Below are 15,052 nucleotides of genomic sequence, written 5' to 3'. Positions count from 1 at the left end.
AAAGGTATTAGGCATGCAGAAAGAACAACTTTCCGCTTTAATGGATGGTGAAACGCTGGACAGTGAGCTGCTTCATGAGCTCTCTCGCTCTCCTGAGATGCAAAAAGCCTGGGAGAGTTATCATCTTATTCGCGATTCTATGCGCGGCGATACCAGCGAGCTCCTCCATTTCGATATCTCATCACGCGTAATGGCGGCGATAGAGAACGAACCTGTTACTCAGGCCACTCCGCTGATCCCTGAAGCCCAGCCTGCACCACACCTGTGGCAAAAAATGCCATTCTGGAATAAAGTGCGCCCGTGGGCGAGTCAACTGACCCAGATGGGTGTCGCAGCTTGCGTGTCGCTTGCGGTTATTGTTGGCGTCCAGCAGTATAACAGCCAATCTGAAGTCAACCAGCAACCTGAAGCGCCAGTGTTTAACACGCTGCCGATGATGGGCAAAGCCAGCCCGGTTAGCCTGGGTATTCCTTCCGACGCGTCGGCGGGTGCTGGCCAGCAGCAGCAGGTACAGGAGCAGCGTCGTCGCATTAATGCGATGTTGCAGGACTATGAATTGCAACGTCGTTTGCATTCAGAGCAGCTTCAGTTTGAACAGGCACAAACCCAGCAAGCCGCTGTGCAAGTGCCCGGAAACCAAACTTTAGGAACGCAATCGCAGTAATGAAGCAACTTTGGTGCGCCATGTCTTTGATGGCGGGTAGCTTGCTCTTCTCTGTCAACGCCTCGGCTGATGTATCGTCCGGGGCGTTGTTGCAGCAGATGAACCTCGCTAGCCAGTCACTCAACTATGAACTGGCTTTTATCAGTATCAATAAGCAGGGCGTCGAGTCGTTACGCTATCGCCACGCCCGTCTTGATAAACAGCCTCTCGCTCAGCTCTTGCAGATGGATGGCCCGCGCCGTGAAGTTGTGCAGCGTGGTAATGAAATCAGCTATTTTGAGCCGGGCCTTGAGCCTTTCACCCTTAATGGCGACTACATCGTCGATTCGCTGCCATCGCTGGTTTATACCGACTTTAAGCGTCTTGCCCCCTACTACGACTTTATTTCCGTTGGCCGTACGCGCATTGCAGACCGGTTATGTGAAGTCATCCGGGTCGTGGCCCGGGACGGGACGCGCTACAGCTATATCGTCTGGATGGATGCCGAAACCAAGCTTCCGATGCGGGTCGATCTACTTGATCGCGATGGTGAAACGCTGGAACAGTTCCGCGTGATCTCCTTCAGCGTCGATGATCAGGTCGGCAATAGCATGCAGAATCTTGCTAAAGCCAGTCTGCCGCCGCTGCTCTCTGTACCGGTAGGGGATACCATTAACTTTAACTGGGCCCCGACCTGGATCCCGCAAGGGTTCAGCGAGATCTCCAGCAGCAAACGCCAGCTTCCTACGATTGATACGCCGGTTGAATCGCGTCTCTACTCGGATGGTCTGTTCAGCTTCTCGGTGAATATCAACCGCGCCACCGCGATCAGTGCCGACCAGATGCTGCGTACCGGTCGTCGCACAGTGAGCACGACGGTGCGTGATAATGCCGAAATTACGGTCGTGGGTGAGCTTCCGCCGCAAACTGCAAAGCGTATCGCCGACAGTATCAAATTTAGGGCAGCACAATGATTAAAGAGTGGGCTACGGTCGTATCATGGCAAAATGGCGTCGCGCTGGTGAGTTGCGACGTTAAGGCCTCCTGCAGCAGCTGCGCCTCCCGCGCAGGATGCGGCAGCCGCGTGCTGAATAAACTGGGCCCGCAAACTACCCACACGCTTTCCGTTCCTAGCGAGCAACCGCTGGTGAAAGGGCAAAAAGTGGAGTTGGGGATTGCCGAAGCGAGCCTGCTGGGCTCGGCGATGCTGGTTTATCTCTCTCCGCTGGTGGGCTTGTTTGCCGTGGGTGGTCTTTTCCAGCTCCTGTTTGCCACCGATCTTGCCGCCATGTGCGGGGCCGCTCTTGGCGGCGTAGGCGGTTTTTTGCTGGCGCGGGGGCTTTCGCCCAGGCTTGCTGTGCGCGATAACTGGCAGCCAACCATTCTCAGCGTTGGCTTACCACCCGACGAACTGCGCGTTGAAACACTATCCTCAGAGGCCCGGTAAATACACCGGGCTTTATCTATGTTTGATTCTTATAAACCAAAACCCTCAAACTTAGCGCTATACCTGAATTCAAGAGCATTTCCTGGTGACGAAGATGTAGTGTAGAATGCTGCGTTTTCGCACTGAAAAACGTCAGGCTAAGAACAGCGGCCTCCAGGAATTCGTAAGGCAAAATTATTTAACTATATGAAGAACATACGTAACTTTTCGATCATAGCTCACATTGACCACGGTAAGTCGACGCTGTCTGACCGTATTATCCAGATTTGCGGTGGCCTGTCTGATCGTGAAATGGCAGCCCAGGTTCTGGACTCCATGGACCTGGAACGCGAACGCGGTATCACCATTAAAGCCCAGAGCGTAACGCTCGATTATAAAGCGTCTGACGGTGAAACTTATCAACTTAACTTTATCGACACCCCAGGCCACGTTGACTTCTCCTATGAAGTTTCCCGCTCGCTGGCGGCCTGTGAAGGCGCGCTGCTGGTGGTAGATGCCGGGCAGGGCGTAGAAGCCCAGACCCTGGCGAACTGCTACACCGCGATGGAAATGGACCTGGAAGTGGTGCCGGTACTGAACAAAATCGACCTGCCCGCCGCCGATCCTGAGCGCGTGGCGGAAGAGATTGAAGATATCGTGGGCATTGATGCCACCGATGCTGTGCGCTGCTCCGCGAAGACCGGCGTAGGTGTTCCGGATGTGCTGGAACGTCTGGTCCGCGATATCCCTGCTCCTGAAGGCGACCCGGATGCACCGCTGCAGGCACTGATCATTGACTCCTGGTTCGATAACTATCTGGGCGTTGTCTCGCTGGTACGTATTAAAAACGGCACCATGCGTAAAGGCGAAAAGATCAAGGTTATGAGCACCGGCCAGGTCTATAACGCCGATCGTCTGGGTATCTTCACCCCGAAACAGGTTGACCGTACCGAGCTGAAATGCGGTGAGGTAGGCTGGCTGGTCTGTGCAATTAAAGACATCCTCGGTGCGCCGGTTGGCGATACCTTGACGGGCGCCCGTAATCCGGCTGATAAAGCACTGCCTGGCTTTAAAAAAGTGAAGCCACAGGTATATGCAGGTCTCTTCCCGGTCAGCTCTGATGATTATGAAAACTTCCGTGACGCGCTTGGCAAACTGAGCCTGAACGATGCTTCTCTGTTCTATGAGCCAGAAAGCTCCACGGCGCTGGGCTTCGGCTTCCGCTGCGGCTTCCTCGGCCTGCTGCACATGGAGATCATTCAGGAACGTCTGGAGCGTGAGTACGATCTGGATCTGATCACCACCGCGCCGACGGTAGTTTACGAAGTGGAAACCACCTCGAAAGAGGTGATCTACGTCGATAGCCCGTCCAAGCTGCCGCCGCTGAACAACATTTCTGAGCTGCGCGAGCCTATCGCAGAGTGTCACATGCTGCTGCCGCAAGAGTTCCTCGGCAACGTCATCACCCTTTGTATCGAGAAGCGCGGCGTACAGACCAACATGGTTTACCACGGTAACCAGGTGGCGCTGACTTACGAAATCCCGATGGCGGAAGTGGTACTCGACTTCTTCGACCGTCTGAAGTCGACGTCCCGTGGCTACGCGTCACTGGATTACAACTTCAAACGTTTCCAGGCTTCCAACATGGTACGTGTAGATGTGCTGATTAACGGCGAGCGTGTCGATGCGCTGGCGCTGATCACGCATAACGACAACGCGCCATATCGCGGGCGTGAGCTGGTTGAGAAGATGAAAGAGCTGATCCCGCGTCAGCAATTTGATATCGCGATCCAGGCGGCCATTGGCAACCACATCATCGCGCGTTCTACCGTGAAACAGTTGCGTAAAAACGTTCTGGCAAAATGCTATGGCGGTGACGTCAGCCGTAAGAAAAAGCTGCTGCAGAAGCAGAAAGACGGTAAGAAACGTATGAAGCAGGTTGGTAACGTTGAGCTGCCGCAGGAAGCGTTCCTCGCCATTCTGCACGTAGGTAAAGACGGCAAATAATCCTAAGGAGTTGGCATGGCGAACATGTTTGCCCTGATCCTGGTCATTGCGACGCTGGTGACGGGTCTATTGTGGTGTCTGGATAAGTTTATTTTCGCCCCGAAACGTCGTGAACGTCAGGCTGCCGCGCAGGCAGCCACTGGCGACGGGCTTGATGCGAAGACCCTGAAAAAAGTCGGCCCGAAACCGGGCTGGCTGGAGACAGGGGCTTCGGTCTTCCCGGTGCTGGCGATTGTGCTGGTGGTACGTTCATTTATTTATGAACCTTTCCAGATCCCATCAGGTTCGATGATGCCAACGCTGCTGATTGGTGACTTCATCCTGGTTGAGAAGTTTGCCTACGGCATTAAAGATCCTATCTACCAGAAAACGTTGATCGAAACCGGTCATCCGAAACGCGGCGATATCGTGGTCTTTAAATACCCCGACGATCCGCGTCTGGATTACATCAAACGTGCGGTGGGTTTGCCTGGCGATAAAGTCTCTTACGATCCAGTTGCGAAAGAAGTGACGGTACAGCCTGGCTGCAGTTCTGGTACGGCCTGTGAAAGCGCGCTGCCCATTACCTACTCCAACGTAGAGCCGAGTGACTTTGTGCAGACCTTTGCCCGTCGTAACGGCGGTGAAGCTACCAGCGGTTTCTTCCAGATGCCAAAAGGCGAGACCAAAGAGAACGGTATCCGTCTGACTGAGCGTAAAGAGACGCTGGGTGACGTCACGCACCGTATTCTGACGGTGCCTATTGCGCAGGATCAACTGGGGATGTACTACCATCAGTCCGGTCAGCAGCTGGCTTCCTGGATTGTGCCGCCGGGCCAATACTTCATGATGGGTGATAACCGCGATAATTCTGCGGACAGCCGTTACTGGGGCTTTGTGCCGGAAGCGAATCTGGTCGGTAAAGCGACCGCCATCTGGATGAGCTTCGAGAAGCAGGAAGGCGAATGGCCGACCGGGGTACGTCTAAATCGTATCGGCGGGATCCATTAATTCGTGATATCTGAACACATCGCCCTTTATCTTAAGGGCGATGTGAATTATTTAAGCGATAAATCTCTCCAGACTAACGACAACCCCTGTCGTTGTGTATAGAATATTCCCCCGAAGTTTAAGGTTGGCGCTGAATCAGTGCCACGGCACACGAAACCGCGTTGGCTTTCTCAGGTCGGTTTCGTGTGCTGCATTTTTGACGCATTCATTCTATTGGTATCGCATGAACCCCATCGTAATTAATCGGCTTCAACGGAAGCTGGGCTACACTTTTCAGCATCAGGAGTTGTTGCAACAGGCATTAACCCATCGCAGTGCCAGCAGCAAACACAACGAACGTCTCGAATTTTTGGGCGATTCCATTTTAAGTTACGTAATTGCCAATGCGCTTTATCACCGTTTCCCACGCGTGGACGAAGGGGATATGAGCCGCATGCGTGCAACGCTGGTTCGCGGTAACACGCTGGCAGAAATTGCGCGTGAGTTCGAATTGGGTGAGTGCCTGCGTCTGGGGCCGGGCGAACTGAAAAGTGGCGGTTTCCGCCGTGAGTCCATTCTTGCGGACACGGTCGAAGCCTTAATCGGTGGCGTTTTCCTCGACAGCAATATTCAGACCGTCGAGCAACTGATTCTGAACTGGTATCAGACCCGTCTGGACGAAATTAGCCCAGGCGATAAACAAAAAGATCCGAAAACGCGTCTGCAGGAATATCTGCAGGGTCGTCACCTTCCGCTGCCATCTTATCTGGTGGTGCAGGTCCGTGGCGAAGCGCACGATCAGGAATTTACCATCCATTGCCAGGTCAGTGGCCTGAGTGAACCGGTGGTGGGCACAGGTTCTAGCCGTCGTAAGGCGGAACAGGCTGCCGCCGAACAGGCGTTGAAAATGCTGGAGCTGGAATGAGCGAAGAGAAAACCTATTGCGGATTTATTGCCATCGTTGGTCGTCCAAACGTTGGCAAATCCACCCTGTTGAATAATCTGCTTGGGCAGAAGATTTCTATCACCTCTCGTAAGGCGCAAACCACGCGCCACCGCATCGTCGGTATCCATACGGAAGGCGCGTATCAGGCGATTTATGTCGATACACCAGGCCTGCACATGGAAGAGAAGCGTGCGATCAACCGTCTGATGAACAAGGCGGCGAGCAGCTCTATCGGTGACGTTGAGCTGGTGATTTTTGTTGTGGAAGGCACCCGCTGGACGCCTGACGACGAAATGGTGCTCAACAAACTGCGTGATGGGAAAACCCCGGTGATCCTGGCGGTCAACAAAGTTGACAACGTGCAGGAAAAAGCCGATCTGCTGCCGCATCTGCAGTGGCTGGGCAGCCAGATGAACTTCCTCGATATCGTACCGCTGTCTGCAGAGACCGGTCTGAACGTGGATACCATCGCGGGCATCGTGCGTAAACATCTGCCGGAAGCGATCCATCACTTCCCGGAAGAGTACATCACCGATCGTTCTCAGCGCTTTATGGCCTCTGAGATCATCCGTGAAAAGCTGATGCGTTTCCTTGGCGCGGAGTTACCGTATTCTGTCACCGTTGAGATCGAACGTTTCCAGACGAACGAGCGTGGCGGCTATGATATCAACGGCCTGATCCTCGTGGAGCGTGAAGGGCAGAAGAAAATGGTGATTGGCAACAAAGGCGCCAAGATCAAAACCATCGGTATTGAAGCCCGTAAAGACATGCAGGAGATGTTCGAAGCACCGGTTCACCTGGAGCTGTGGGTGAAGGTGAAATCTGGCTGGGCCGATGATGAGCGTGCACTGCGCAGCCTCGGTTACGGCGAAGATCAGTAACGCAAGACGACGAACAGTATGGAAGGTTGGCAGCGTGCCTTCGTTCTCCATAGTCGTCCCTGGAGCGAAACCAGCCTGATACTGGACGTCTTCACGGAAGAGTCGGGTCGCGTGCGCCTTGTGGCTAAAGGCGCACGTTCCAAACGTTCTAATCTGAAAGGAACTTTACAGCCTTTCACACCGCTGCTGGTCCGCTTTGGTGGGCGAGGGGAGGTCAAAACCCTGCGCAGCGCCGAAGCCGTCTCCCTGGCACTTCCTCTCTCTGGTATCACTCTTTATAGCGGCCTGTACGTCAACGAACTCATTTCACGCGTGCTTGAGCATGAGACTCGCTTCTCTGAACTTTTCTTCGACTACCTGCACTGTATCCAGGCCCTGGCGGGGGTAACTGGCTCGCCTGAACCCGTCCTGCGCCGTTTTGAGCTGGCGCTGCTTGGCCATCTGGGTTACGGCGTTGATTTTCTTCACTGTGCAGGCAGTGGCGATCCGGTGGAAGAGACCATGACCTACCGCTATCGGGAAGAGAAAGGATTTATCGCCAGTATTGTGATTGATAATAGTACCTTTACCGGGCGTGACCTGCGCGCGTTAGCCGAGCGGGAATTTCCGGATGCAGAGACACTGCGGGCGGCAAAACGCTTTACCCGTATTGCGCTGAAGCCGTATCTTGGAGGCAAGCCCTTAAAGAGCCGCGAATTATTCAGGCAGTTTATGCCCAAGCGTAAATGAACAACGAGAAAACCGAGGATTGTCATGGCTGAATTACTGTTAGGCGTCAATATTGACCATATCGCCACCCTGCGTAACGCGCGCGGCACGGCCTATCCGGACCCGGTACAGGCCGCGTTTATTGCTGAGCAGGCGGGGGCCGACGGCATTACGGTACACCTGCGTGAGGACCGCCGTCACATCACCGATCGCGATGTACGGGTGCTGCGTCAAACGCTGGATACCCGCATGAACCTCGAGATGGCGGTGACCGAAGAGATGCTGAACATCGCCGTTGAGACGCAACCTCATTTTTGCTGCCTGGTACCAGAAAAACGTCAGGAAGTGACCACTGAAGGCGGCCTCGACGTTGCCGGCCAGCTGGAAAAAATGCGCGATGCCTGCACACGTCTGGCAGATGCCGGTATTCTGGTCTCGCTGTTTATTGATGCCGATGAGGCTCAAATCAAAGCCGCAGCAGACGTGGGTGCGCCCTACATCGAAATCCACACCGGTTGCTATGCGGATGCCAAAGACGAAGACACCCAGGCAAAAGAGCTTGAGCGCATCGCCAAAGCAGCGACCTACGCCGCAAGCCTCGGACTGAAGGTCAATGCCGGTCATGGCCTTACCTACCACAACGTGAAAGCCATCGCCGCCATTCCGGAGATGCACGAGCTGAATATTGGTCACGCCATCATTGGCCGTGCGGTGATGAGCGGCCTGAAAGAGGCGGTGGCAGAGATGAAACGCCTGATGCTGGAAGCCCGTCGTTAATGGCTATTCTTGGCTTAGGCACGGACATCGTTGAGATTTCGCGTATTGAAGCGGTGATTGCCCGTAGTGGCGATCGCCTTGCCCGTCGCGTACTTAGCAATAACGAGTGGGCCATCTGGGAGACGCACCAGCAGCCGGTGCGTTTTCTGGCTAAACGTTTTGCGGTGAAAGAGGCGGCGGCGAAAGCATTCGGCACGGGGATCCGTAACGGGCTGGCTTTCAATCAGTTCGAAGTTTTTAACGATGAGCTGGGCAAGCCGCGTCTGCGTCTGTGGGGAGAAGCGTTAAAACTGGCTGAGAAGCTGGGGGTAGCGCATATGCACGTCACGCTGGCGGATGAGCGCCACTACGCCTGCGCAACGGTCATTATTGAAAGTTAGATCTTATCCGCGTGGTGCATCAGTACAAATTTATCCCACAGCTGCTCTTCTGATTCAGTGTGTGCCGGATCCTTGAGAATGGTATTCGGGATTGGGCACACTTTCTGACAGGTCGGCGTCTCGTAATGGCCAACACACTCGGTGCAACGGTCGCTGTTAATCTCATAAATGCTATCACCCATGGAAATGGCCTCGTTAGGACATTCAGGTTCGCACATATCGCAATTGATACATTTTTTGGTAATTAACAGCGCCATCAGGTAATTCTCAGAAACATCACAAACAGGGCGGGCATTATACGCTCATTACGTACTCAAACCAGTTTTTTAACCAACGCTTCGCTGTGGCGAATACGATCCGGCGCATGTTCGAGATCTTGCTGCACCAGCGCCATAAACATCAGGTCCGTCAGCAGCATCTGTGCGCTGGTGGAAGAGATGGCCGCGCTCCGGGTCGCTTGCTCTTCTGCAATGGTATACAGGCAGCGAGAGGCGCGTTGCTGTAGGGCATTAGGGGTAAAACCGGTAATCGCAAGGATCTTCCCCCCCGCCCGCAGGGCTTCGTCTGCTGCCAGGTTGATTTCACGGCGTTCGCCGGAATAGGAGATGGCCAGCAGCACGTCACTGGGCTCCATAGCCTGAACGGTGGCCAGCAGAGCATGCATATCTTGCTCGACGATAGCGGTCAGGCCAATTTTATTCAGCTTCCAGCCAAAGTTGCGTGCTACCAGCCCCGACGCGCCAATACCCGTCAGGATCACCCGTCGTGCCGTGCGCAGCAAAGTCACGCTCTCCAGCAACTTCTCTTCAGTATTCACATCCAGGGTAGCGTGCATGGCCGCCACTTTTTCTTTGATCAGTTTCTCTCCGACCAGCCGCATCGGATCGTCGCCACGGATGTGGTTATGTACCGGCATCGACTGTGGGTTAGGGTGGCTGGCCAGCGCTTCGCTGATGGCCAGTTTGAGCGCGGGAAACCCTTTGAAGCCGATCTTCTGCGCAAATTTCACCACGCTCGACTGGCTGACGCCTGCCTCCTGGGCCAGCTGCTGTGAACTCAGATGCCGGGCATGGTCGGGCTGAGACAGCAGGAAATCCGCCAGTTTTTTGTCGCTCTGGGCAAAGCCCGCGTATCGCTGGCGAATTCGGATTAAACAGTTCATGAGGTCTCCTGGCGAAATGTGATAGCTGTTGCAAATTGCGAATATTGCTCGCCCGAATGAATTTTATATTCCATTATAGTGCGATTATTATGAATTAAAAATTCTTGAGGCACAAAAGATGAATCTAGGATCGCTTGTTTCTGAAACCCGTAACCCGCAAACCATGGATCTGGATGCGCTCTCCACTTTTGACCTTGTAAGCCGTTTTAATCAACAGGATACGCTGGTCGCGCAGGCAGTGAAAGAGACATTGCCCGAGGTTGCGAAAGCGGTCGATGCGGCGGCTACTGCATTGAAATCGGGCGGCCGCATTATTTACGTGGGGGCGGGGACCAGTGGTCGCCTGGGCGTGCTGGATGCTTCTGAATGTCCACCTACGTTCGGCGTACCGCACGGCCTGGTGATTGGCCTGATAGCTGGTGGGCCGGGGGCATTGTTAAAAGCCGTCGAGGGGGCGGAGGACAGCCCGCAGCTCGGTGAAGACGATTTACGCGACATTGCCCTGACACCGCAGGATCTGGTCGTCGGGCTGGCGGCATCGGGGTGCACGCCGTACGTGCTGGGTGGGCTGGCATATGCCAGACAGACCGGCTGCACGACGGTGGCCATCTCCTGTAATCCCGGATCCCCCATCGCCCAGGTGGCGGATATCGCTATTTCGCCTGTGGTAGGGCCTGAAGCTCTGACCGGCTCCACGCGACTCAAATCCGGCACGGCGCAGAAACTGGTGCTGAACATGATCTCTACCGGCGCGATGGTGAAATTCGGCAAGGTTTACCAGAACCTGATGGTGGATATGAAGGCCACTAACGTGAAGCTTATCGACAGGGCTTGTCGCATGGTCGTGGAAGCGACCGGCACCACGCGTGAAGAGGCCGAAAAGGTGCTCCAGCAGACCGATTATGACGTTAAGCCTGCCATTCTGATGATATTAAGCGGGCTAGATGCGACGACGGCGCGTGCCCGACTCGACCAGCACAGTGGTTTTTTACGGGCGGCGTTAGAAAACTAAAGAGGCGGATATGGAAAAAACGGCAGCGCTCGCCAGCGGTATCCTGCAGGGGATTGGCGGAGAGAAAAACATCCTGCGTCTGGAAAACTGCATGACGCGCGTGCGGGTGGAGGTAGTAGACGAGTCCAGGCTCGATCTCCCGCATCTGAAGAAACTGCCGGGCGTCAGCGGCTATGTGAAGCAGGGCGAGCAGCACCAGTTGATTGTCGGGCCGGGCAAAGCTGCGCAAGTCGTGGATGCCATGCGCGCGGTGATGGGGGGCGCAGCGGTGGATGACGCCGAGCGCACCAAAGCTCAGGTGAAGGCGCGCTATAAAGCACCGATGAGCGATGCCCTGCGCCAGCTGGCAAACGTCTTTATTCCGCTGATTCCGGCGTTTATCGCCTCCGGGCTGATCACCGGGATCATTAATATCCTGAAGCGCCCGGATATTGTCGGTGATTTTGCTACGCAGTACCCCAATCTGCTGGGGATCCTGGGCATCTTTGGCAGTGCTGTCTTCGCGATCATGAACATTTTGGTGGGGGTCAATACCGCCAAGGTATTTGGCGGCTCGCTTGCTATGGGCGGGGTTATGGCCGGGATCCTCTCCAGCCCACAGCTGGCGCAAATAAGCCTGTTTGGCGAGGCGCTCCAGCCTGGCCGTGGCGGGGTTATTGCCGTGCTGCTGGTGGTCGTGCTGATGTGTTGGGTCGAGAAAAAGCTGCGCAATGCCCTGCCGGGCTCGCTGGAGCTGATCCTCAACCCGCTGCTGACGACGCTCATTACGGGCAGTATTGCGATTATTGCCCTGCAACCGCTCGGCGGCTGGATCTCCGATGCGATTGCGCACGGTGCCTCCTGGGCTATCGACCGGGGTGGATTCCTGGTAGGGGCGGTGTTGGCCGGAACCTTCCTGCCGCTGGTGTTGACTGGCCTGCATCAGGGGCTGGTGCCCATCCACGTCGAGCTGGTGCAGGCCCACGGCTTTAACGCCTTGCTGCCGATTCTGTCGATGGCCGGTGTCGGGCAGGTGGGGGCGGCGATTGCGGTATTGATGAAAACCCGCAATGCACGCCTTAAAAAAGTGATTAAAGGGGCTCTGCCGGTGGGCTTACTCGGCATCGGCGAACCGCTCATTTTTGGCGTCACGCTGCCGCTCGGTAAGCCATTTATCGGTGCCTGCCTGGGCGGTGCCGTGGGTGGGGCGCTGATCAGTTTCTGGAAAGTGGCGACCGTCATCACCTTTGGTATTTCCGGTTTACCGCTGGCATTAACCATCGTGACCGGAAAAGTCATGCTCTATCTGTTAGGCTATTTAATAGCGGTGATCGCCGGGTTCCTCTTTACCTGGCTGTTAGGGTTCAACGATCCAGAGGAGTGAGGTTTGGTTAATAACGAGCGTCGGGTTGTCTTTTTTGATCTGGATGGAACGCTTCATCAACAGGATATGTTCGGTACGTTTATGCGTTATTTATTGCGCCGACAACCCCTGAATGCGTTGCTCGTATTGCCCCTCCTGCCGGTCATCGGCTGCGCGTTACTTATAAAAGGGCGCGCAGCCCGCTGGCCCATGAGTCTGTTGCTGTGGGGATGCACATTTGGCCACAGCGAGGCGCGACTGCAACAGCTGCGTCAGGATTTTGCCGACTGGTTTCGCCAGCATGTTACCGCCTTTCCGGTAGTGCAGCAGAGGCTCACCGACTATCTTGATGCGTTGGATGCCGATATTTGGTTGATTACCGGATCTCCACAGCCGTTGGTGGAGCTCGTCTATTTCGATACGCCGTGGTTGCCGAAAGTGAACCTTATCGCTACCCAGACAGGGCGACGCTACGGCGGTTGGGTGCTCACCATGCGCTGTCTTGGCCATGAAAAGGTGGCGCAACTGGAGAAAAGAATCGGTACGCCGCTGCGCCTGTACAGTGGTTACAGCGACAGTAAGCAAGATAACCCGCTGCTCTACTTCTGCCAGCACCGCTGGCGTGTCACTCCCCAGGGCGAGCTACAGCAGCTGGAATAGTGTTATACATAAGCTGTGTGTATAATGCGCCCGCTTTACAGACTGGAGTGCATGCCGTTGTCTAACCCTGAACCTAATCATGAATACTGGATGCGCCATGCGCTCTCGCTGGCTCAACGCGCCTGGGATGAGGGCGAAGTGCCCGTGGGTGCCGTGCTGGTACACAACAATAAGGTGATTGGCGAAGGGTGGAACCGCCCGATTGGCCGCCACGATCCTACCGCGCATGCAGAGATTATGGCGCTGCGTCAGGGGGGGCTGGTACTGCAAAACTACCGTCTGCTGGAGACCACGCTTTATGTTACCCTGGAGCCGTGCGTCATGTGCTCAGGTGCGATGGTCCACAGCCGCATTGGCACCGTGGTGTACGGCGCGCAGGATGAAAAAACCGGGGCCGCAGGTTCTCTTATGAACGTGCTGGGACACCCCGGAATGAATCATCAGGTTAATGTCATCGGTGGGGTACTTGCACCAGCCTGTTCGGCGATGCTGAGTGACTTTTTTCGAATGCGTCGCCTGCAGAAAAAGCAACAAAAGGCAGAATCGAAGTTACCGGGTGGTTAAGTTCGTCCGGGGCGACCACCGGGTAGTTTTCAGCCATCTGGCGCGCCTGCGCCGCCTCTTTCTCTTTCTCCATCAAATAACCCACCAGGCTTATCTGATATTTACGAATGTTTTCGACGTAGGCGTAGGCCTCATGGCCGCGCGCATACCCGTAGGTGAGCTTGTTGTACCAGGGTTTCTGGCTCAGGAGAGGCAGGCGCTGCTTCACGTCTGACCAGCTGTCCGGGTTGCCTTTGGTTTTGGCCGTCAGGGCGCGGGCATCGAGCATATGGGCGTAGCCCATGTTATACGCCGCCAGCGCAAACCAGATCCGCTCCTCTTCCGGTACTGCCTCCGGGACTTTGCTCATCATGTCCTGCAGATAGCGCGCCCCGCCGCTGATGCTCTGCTCCGCATCCGTCCTGTCGGTAAGGCCGAGACTCTGGGCGGTATTCTTGGTCAGCATCATCAATCCACGTACGCCGGTGGGCGAGGTGGCCAGCGCATCCCAGTGCGACTCCTGATATGAAATCGCGGCCAGCAACCGCCAGTCGATCTCCTGAGCGTATTTCTCAAACAACGGCTGAAGATCCGGTAACACGTTGTCGACGGCCCGCAGGAAGCTGCGGGTATCCACATAATCAAAGTCATCGCCATGACCGAGGTATTTTTCCTCCAGCCGTGCCAGGGTGCCATCTTCATTCAGGCCGCTGAAGAAATCGAGCATTGCGGCAGAGAGGGTCTGATCGTCATCAAGTTTACTGAACCAGGTCACCGGCTGCTCGTCGGTCACGTCCAGCGCCACGGCCAGTTCAGGATGTACACGCTGGAAGAGGCTAATGGCAACCGAGTCGGCGATGGTATAGGGCAGCTTCCCGTCTTTAACCTGTTCGAGCAGGGCCGTCGTGCCCAGCTTTTCATCGACCGTCCAGCTAAGGTCAGGATATTTTTTCTCTTTCAGGACGCGTAAGTCTTCGATTGCCACGTGGCCAGGCGCAATGACCAGCTGTTCAGCGGTCAGATTTGCCAGGGTACGCGGGCGCAGGCTGCCCACGCGGTAGACCAGCTGCTGCGAAACGGAATAGTAGGTTGGGCCCGGCTGATAATTTTTGCTGCGCTCGCTGTTGTAAACCAGACCGGCGGCCAGCAGGTCGGCATCGCCGTTATCGAGATCGTCGAAAAGCTGGCTAATGTTCTGGCGTACGGTTATTTTTAGCTTCACGCCCAGGTAGTCAGCAAAATGTTGCGCCAGCTCGTAGTCCAGCCCAATCACTTTATTGTTGATGGCGTTGTAGGTCAGCGGGGAGGTAATGGTACTGACGCGCAGCTCCCCCCGCGCCTGGATCGCGGCGATACGGTTTTCGGCTTTGCCGAACCAGGGGATAGAAGGCCATAAGGCCGCTGCCAGCAGCAAGGTAACAATGCCGATGAGCAGATAATTAATCTTTAATTTTTTCAATTAGTTAATTCTCTGCGTCAGCGCTTGCCTCAGTCTGCAGTGGCCATGTTAAACGTACGGTTTGCCATTGATTGAGCGGCATTTTGCGTAAACTTAAGCCAGTTGGCAACTTATTACAGATAACGGCAACACCTATT

General features: G+C 55.2%; 17 protein-coding genes. 14 read left to right on the top strand and 3 right to left on the bottom strand.

Translation table 11 applies throughout. The features are described 5' to 3' along the window. Positions 1-13: 13 nt before the first annotated feature. From rseA to acpS, 10 genes are all read left to right on the top strand, one after another. Positions 14-664 (top strand): anti-sigma-E factor RseA, encoded by a 651-nt coding sequence (gene rseA / locus B2Q93_RS18260; RefSeq protein ID WP_040074461.1) that lies wholly within the window; start codon positions 14-16, stop codon positions 662-664. Next, complete coding sequence (gene rseB, locus B2Q93_RS18255) at positions 664-1,617, top strand: sigma-E factor regulatory protein RseB (RefSeq protein ID WP_040074462.1); 954 nt, start codon at positions 664-666, stop codon at positions 1,615-1,617. Before rseA ends, rseB begins: the two co-directional genes overlap by 1 nt. Continuing rightward, positions 1,614-2,090, top strand: coding sequence for a SoxR-reducing system protein RseC (gene rseC / locus B2Q93_RS18250; protein ID WP_046884531.1), 477 nt, complete (start codon positions 1,614-1,616; stop codon positions 2,088-2,090). The genes rseB and rseC overlap by 4 nt, the downstream gene beginning before the upstream one ends. Before the next feature lie 186 nt (positions 2,091-2,276). Further along, positions 2,277-4,076 (top strand): translation elongation factor 4, encoded by a 1,800-nt coding sequence (lepA, locus tag B2Q93_RS18245; RefSeq protein WP_046884532.1) that lies wholly within the window; start codon positions 2,277-2,279, stop codon positions 4,074-4,076. Positions 4,077-4,091: 15 nt separating this feature from the next. Then, positions 4,092-5,066 carry a signal peptidase I gene (gene lepB, locus B2Q93_RS18240; RefSeq protein ID WP_040074466.1) on the top strand — a complete coding sequence of 325 codons (975 nt, stop codon included), beginning with the start codon at positions 4,092-4,094 and terminating at the stop codon, positions 5,064-5,066. 223 nt (positions 5,067-5,289) lie between these two features. Continuing rightward, a complete protein-coding gene (rnc, locus tag B2Q93_RS18235; protein WP_040074467.1) occupies positions 5,290-5,970 on the top strand; it encodes a ribonuclease III in 681 nt (226 codons plus the stop codon). After that, positions 5,967-6,872 carry a GTPase Era gene (era, locus tag B2Q93_RS18230; protein ID WP_040074468.1) on the top strand — a complete coding sequence of 302 codons (906 nt, stop codon included), beginning with the start codon at positions 5,967-5,969 and terminating at the stop codon, positions 6,870-6,872. The genes rnc and era overlap by 4 nt, the downstream gene beginning before the upstream one ends. A gap of 18 nt (positions 6,873-6,890) precedes the next feature. Then, positions 6,891-7,601 (top strand): DNA repair protein RecO, encoded by a 711-nt coding sequence (gene recO / locus B2Q93_RS18225; RefSeq protein WP_046884533.1) that lies wholly within the window; start codon positions 6,891-6,893, stop codon positions 7,599-7,601. A gap of 24 nt (positions 7,602-7,625) precedes the next feature. After that, complete coding sequence (gene pdxJ, locus B2Q93_RS18220) at positions 7,626-8,357, top strand: pyridoxine 5'-phosphate synthase (RefSeq protein ID WP_046884534.1); 732 nt, start codon at positions 7,626-7,628, stop codon at positions 8,355-8,357. Then, on the top strand, positions 8,357-8,737 hold the full coding sequence (gene acpS / locus B2Q93_RS18215; protein WP_040074471.1) for a holo-ACP synthase: 381 nt from the start codon (positions 8,357-8,359) through the stop codon (positions 8,735-8,737). Before pdxJ ends, acpS begins: the two co-directional genes overlap by 1 nt. Here the strand turns inward: acpS and B2Q93_RS18210 are convergent. Then, the gene (locus tag B2Q93_RS18210; protein ID WP_040074472.1) at positions 8,734-8,994 is read right to left on the bottom strand and encodes a YfhL family 4Fe-4S dicluster ferredoxin; all 261 of its coding nucleotides are present in this window, start codon (positions 8,992-8,994) and stop codon (positions 8,734-8,736) included. The genes acpS and B2Q93_RS18210 overlap by 4 nt on opposite strands. A gap of 56 nt (positions 8,995-9,050) precedes the next feature. Further along, positions 9,051-9,899 (bottom strand): MurR/RpiR family transcriptional regulator, encoded by an 849-nt coding sequence (locus tag B2Q93_RS18205; RefSeq protein WP_040074473.1) that lies wholly within the window; start codon positions 9,897-9,899, stop codon positions 9,051-9,053. 118 nt (positions 9,900-10,017) lie between these two features. On the opposite strand from B2Q93_RS18205, the gene murQ reads away from it, so the two are divergent. Genes murQ through tadA form a run of 4 tightly spaced genes read left to right on the top strand, consistent with a single transcriptional unit; the run spans position 10,018 to position 13,477 of the window. Next, complete coding sequence (murQ, locus tag B2Q93_RS18200) at positions 10,018-10,911, top strand: N-acetylmuramic acid 6-phosphate etherase (RefSeq protein WP_286933980.1); 894 nt, start codon at positions 10,018-10,020, stop codon at positions 10,909-10,911. Positions 10,912-10,921: 10 nt separating this feature from the next. Further along, positions 10,922-12,274: a PTS transporter subunit EIIC gene (locus tag B2Q93_RS18195; RefSeq protein ID WP_286933979.1), complete on the top strand. Its 1,353-nt coding sequence runs from the start codon at positions 10,922-10,924 to the stop codon at positions 12,272-12,274. A gap of 3 nt (positions 12,275-12,277) precedes the next feature. Continuing rightward, positions 12,278-12,913 (top strand): phosphatidylglycerophosphatase C, encoded by a 636-nt coding sequence (gene yfhb / locus B2Q93_RS18190; RefSeq protein ID WP_040074477.1) that lies wholly within the window; start codon positions 12,278-12,280, stop codon positions 12,911-12,913. A gap of 24 nt (positions 12,914-12,937) precedes the next feature. Further along, entirely contained in the window at positions 12,938-13,477 is a 540-nt protein-coding gene (gene tadA / locus B2Q93_RS18185; RefSeq protein WP_286933977.1) for a tRNA adenosine(34) deaminase TadA, read from the top strand. On the opposite strand, the gene mltF is transcribed toward tadA, so the two are convergent. Beyond that, positions 13,365-14,915 carry a membrane-bound lytic murein transglycosylase MltF gene (mltF, locus tag B2Q93_RS18180; RefSeq protein WP_286933976.1) on the bottom strand — a complete coding sequence of 517 codons (1,551 nt, stop codon included), beginning with the start codon at positions 14,913-14,915 and terminating at the stop codon, positions 13,365-13,367. The genes tadA and mltF overlap by 113 nt on opposite strands. Positions 14,916-15,052 lie beyond the last annotated feature (137 nt).

This window comes from Leclercia sp. UBA5958 (assembly GCF_002430365.1).
GTDB lineage: Bacteria > Pseudomonadota > Gammaproteobacteria > Enterobacterales > Enterobacteriaceae > Enterobacter > Enterobacter pneumoniae.
Note: the sequence above shows the minus strand (reverse complement) of the source record. Positions and strands in the feature narration are given on the sequence as shown.

What these genes read in the sequence shown, in the direction of transcription:
- B2Q93_RS18205 (WP_040074473.1), bottom strand. Translation starts at nt 9,899, where the DNA reads ATGAACTGTTTAATCCGAATTCGCCAGCGATACGCGGGCTTTGCCCAG.
- lepA (WP_046884532.1), top strand. Translation starts at nt 2,277, where the DNA reads ATGAAGAACATACGTAACTTTTCGATCATAGCTCACATTGACCACGGT.
- era (WP_040074468.1), top strand. Translation starts at nt 5,967, where the DNA reads ATGAGCGAAGAGAAAACCTATTGCGGATTTATTGCCATCGTTGGTCGT.
- rseB (WP_040074462.1), top strand. Translation starts at nt 664, where the DNA reads ATGAAGCAACTTTGGTGCGCCATGTCTTTGATGGCGGGTAGCTTGCTC.
- rseC (WP_046884531.1), top strand. Translation starts at nt 1,614, where the DNA reads ATGATTAAAGAGTGGGCTACGGTCGTATCATGGCAAAATGGCGTCGCG.
- B2Q93_RS18210 (WP_040074472.1), bottom strand. Translation starts at nt 8,994, where the DNA reads ATGGCGCTGTTAATTACCAAAAAATGTATCAATTGCGATATGTGCGAA.
- B2Q93_RS18195 (WP_286933979.1), top strand. Translation starts at nt 10,922, where the DNA reads ATGGAAAAAACGGCAGCGCTCGCCAGCGGTATCCTGCAGGGGATTGGC.
- tadA (WP_286933977.1), top strand. Translation starts at nt 12,938, where the DNA reads ATGCGCCCGCTTTACAGACTGGAGTGCATGCCGTTGTCTAACCCTGAA.
- rnc (WP_040074467.1), top strand. Translation starts at nt 5,290, where the DNA reads ATGAACCCCATCGTAATTAATCGGCTTCAACGGAAGCTGGGCTACACT.
- recO (WP_046884533.1), top strand. Translation starts at nt 6,891, where the DNA reads ATGGAAGGTTGGCAGCGTGCCTTCGTTCTCCATAGTCGTCCCTGGAGC.
- rseA (WP_040074461.1), top strand. Translation starts at nt 14, where the DNA reads ATGCAGAAAGAACAACTTTCCGCTTTAATGGATGGTGAAACGCTGGAC.
- murQ (WP_286933980.1), top strand. Translation starts at nt 10,018, where the DNA reads ATGAATCTAGGATCGCTTGTTTCTGAAACCCGTAACCCGCAAACCATG.
- lepB (WP_040074466.1), top strand. Translation starts at nt 4,092, where the DNA reads ATGGCGAACATGTTTGCCCTGATCCTGGTCATTGCGACGCTGGTGACG.
- acpS (WP_040074471.1), top strand. Translation starts at nt 8,357, where the DNA reads ATGGCTATTCTTGGCTTAGGCACGGACATCGTTGAGATTTCGCGTATT.
- pdxJ (WP_046884534.1), top strand. Translation starts at nt 7,626, where the DNA reads ATGGCTGAATTACTGTTAGGCGTCAATATTGACCATATCGCCACCCTG.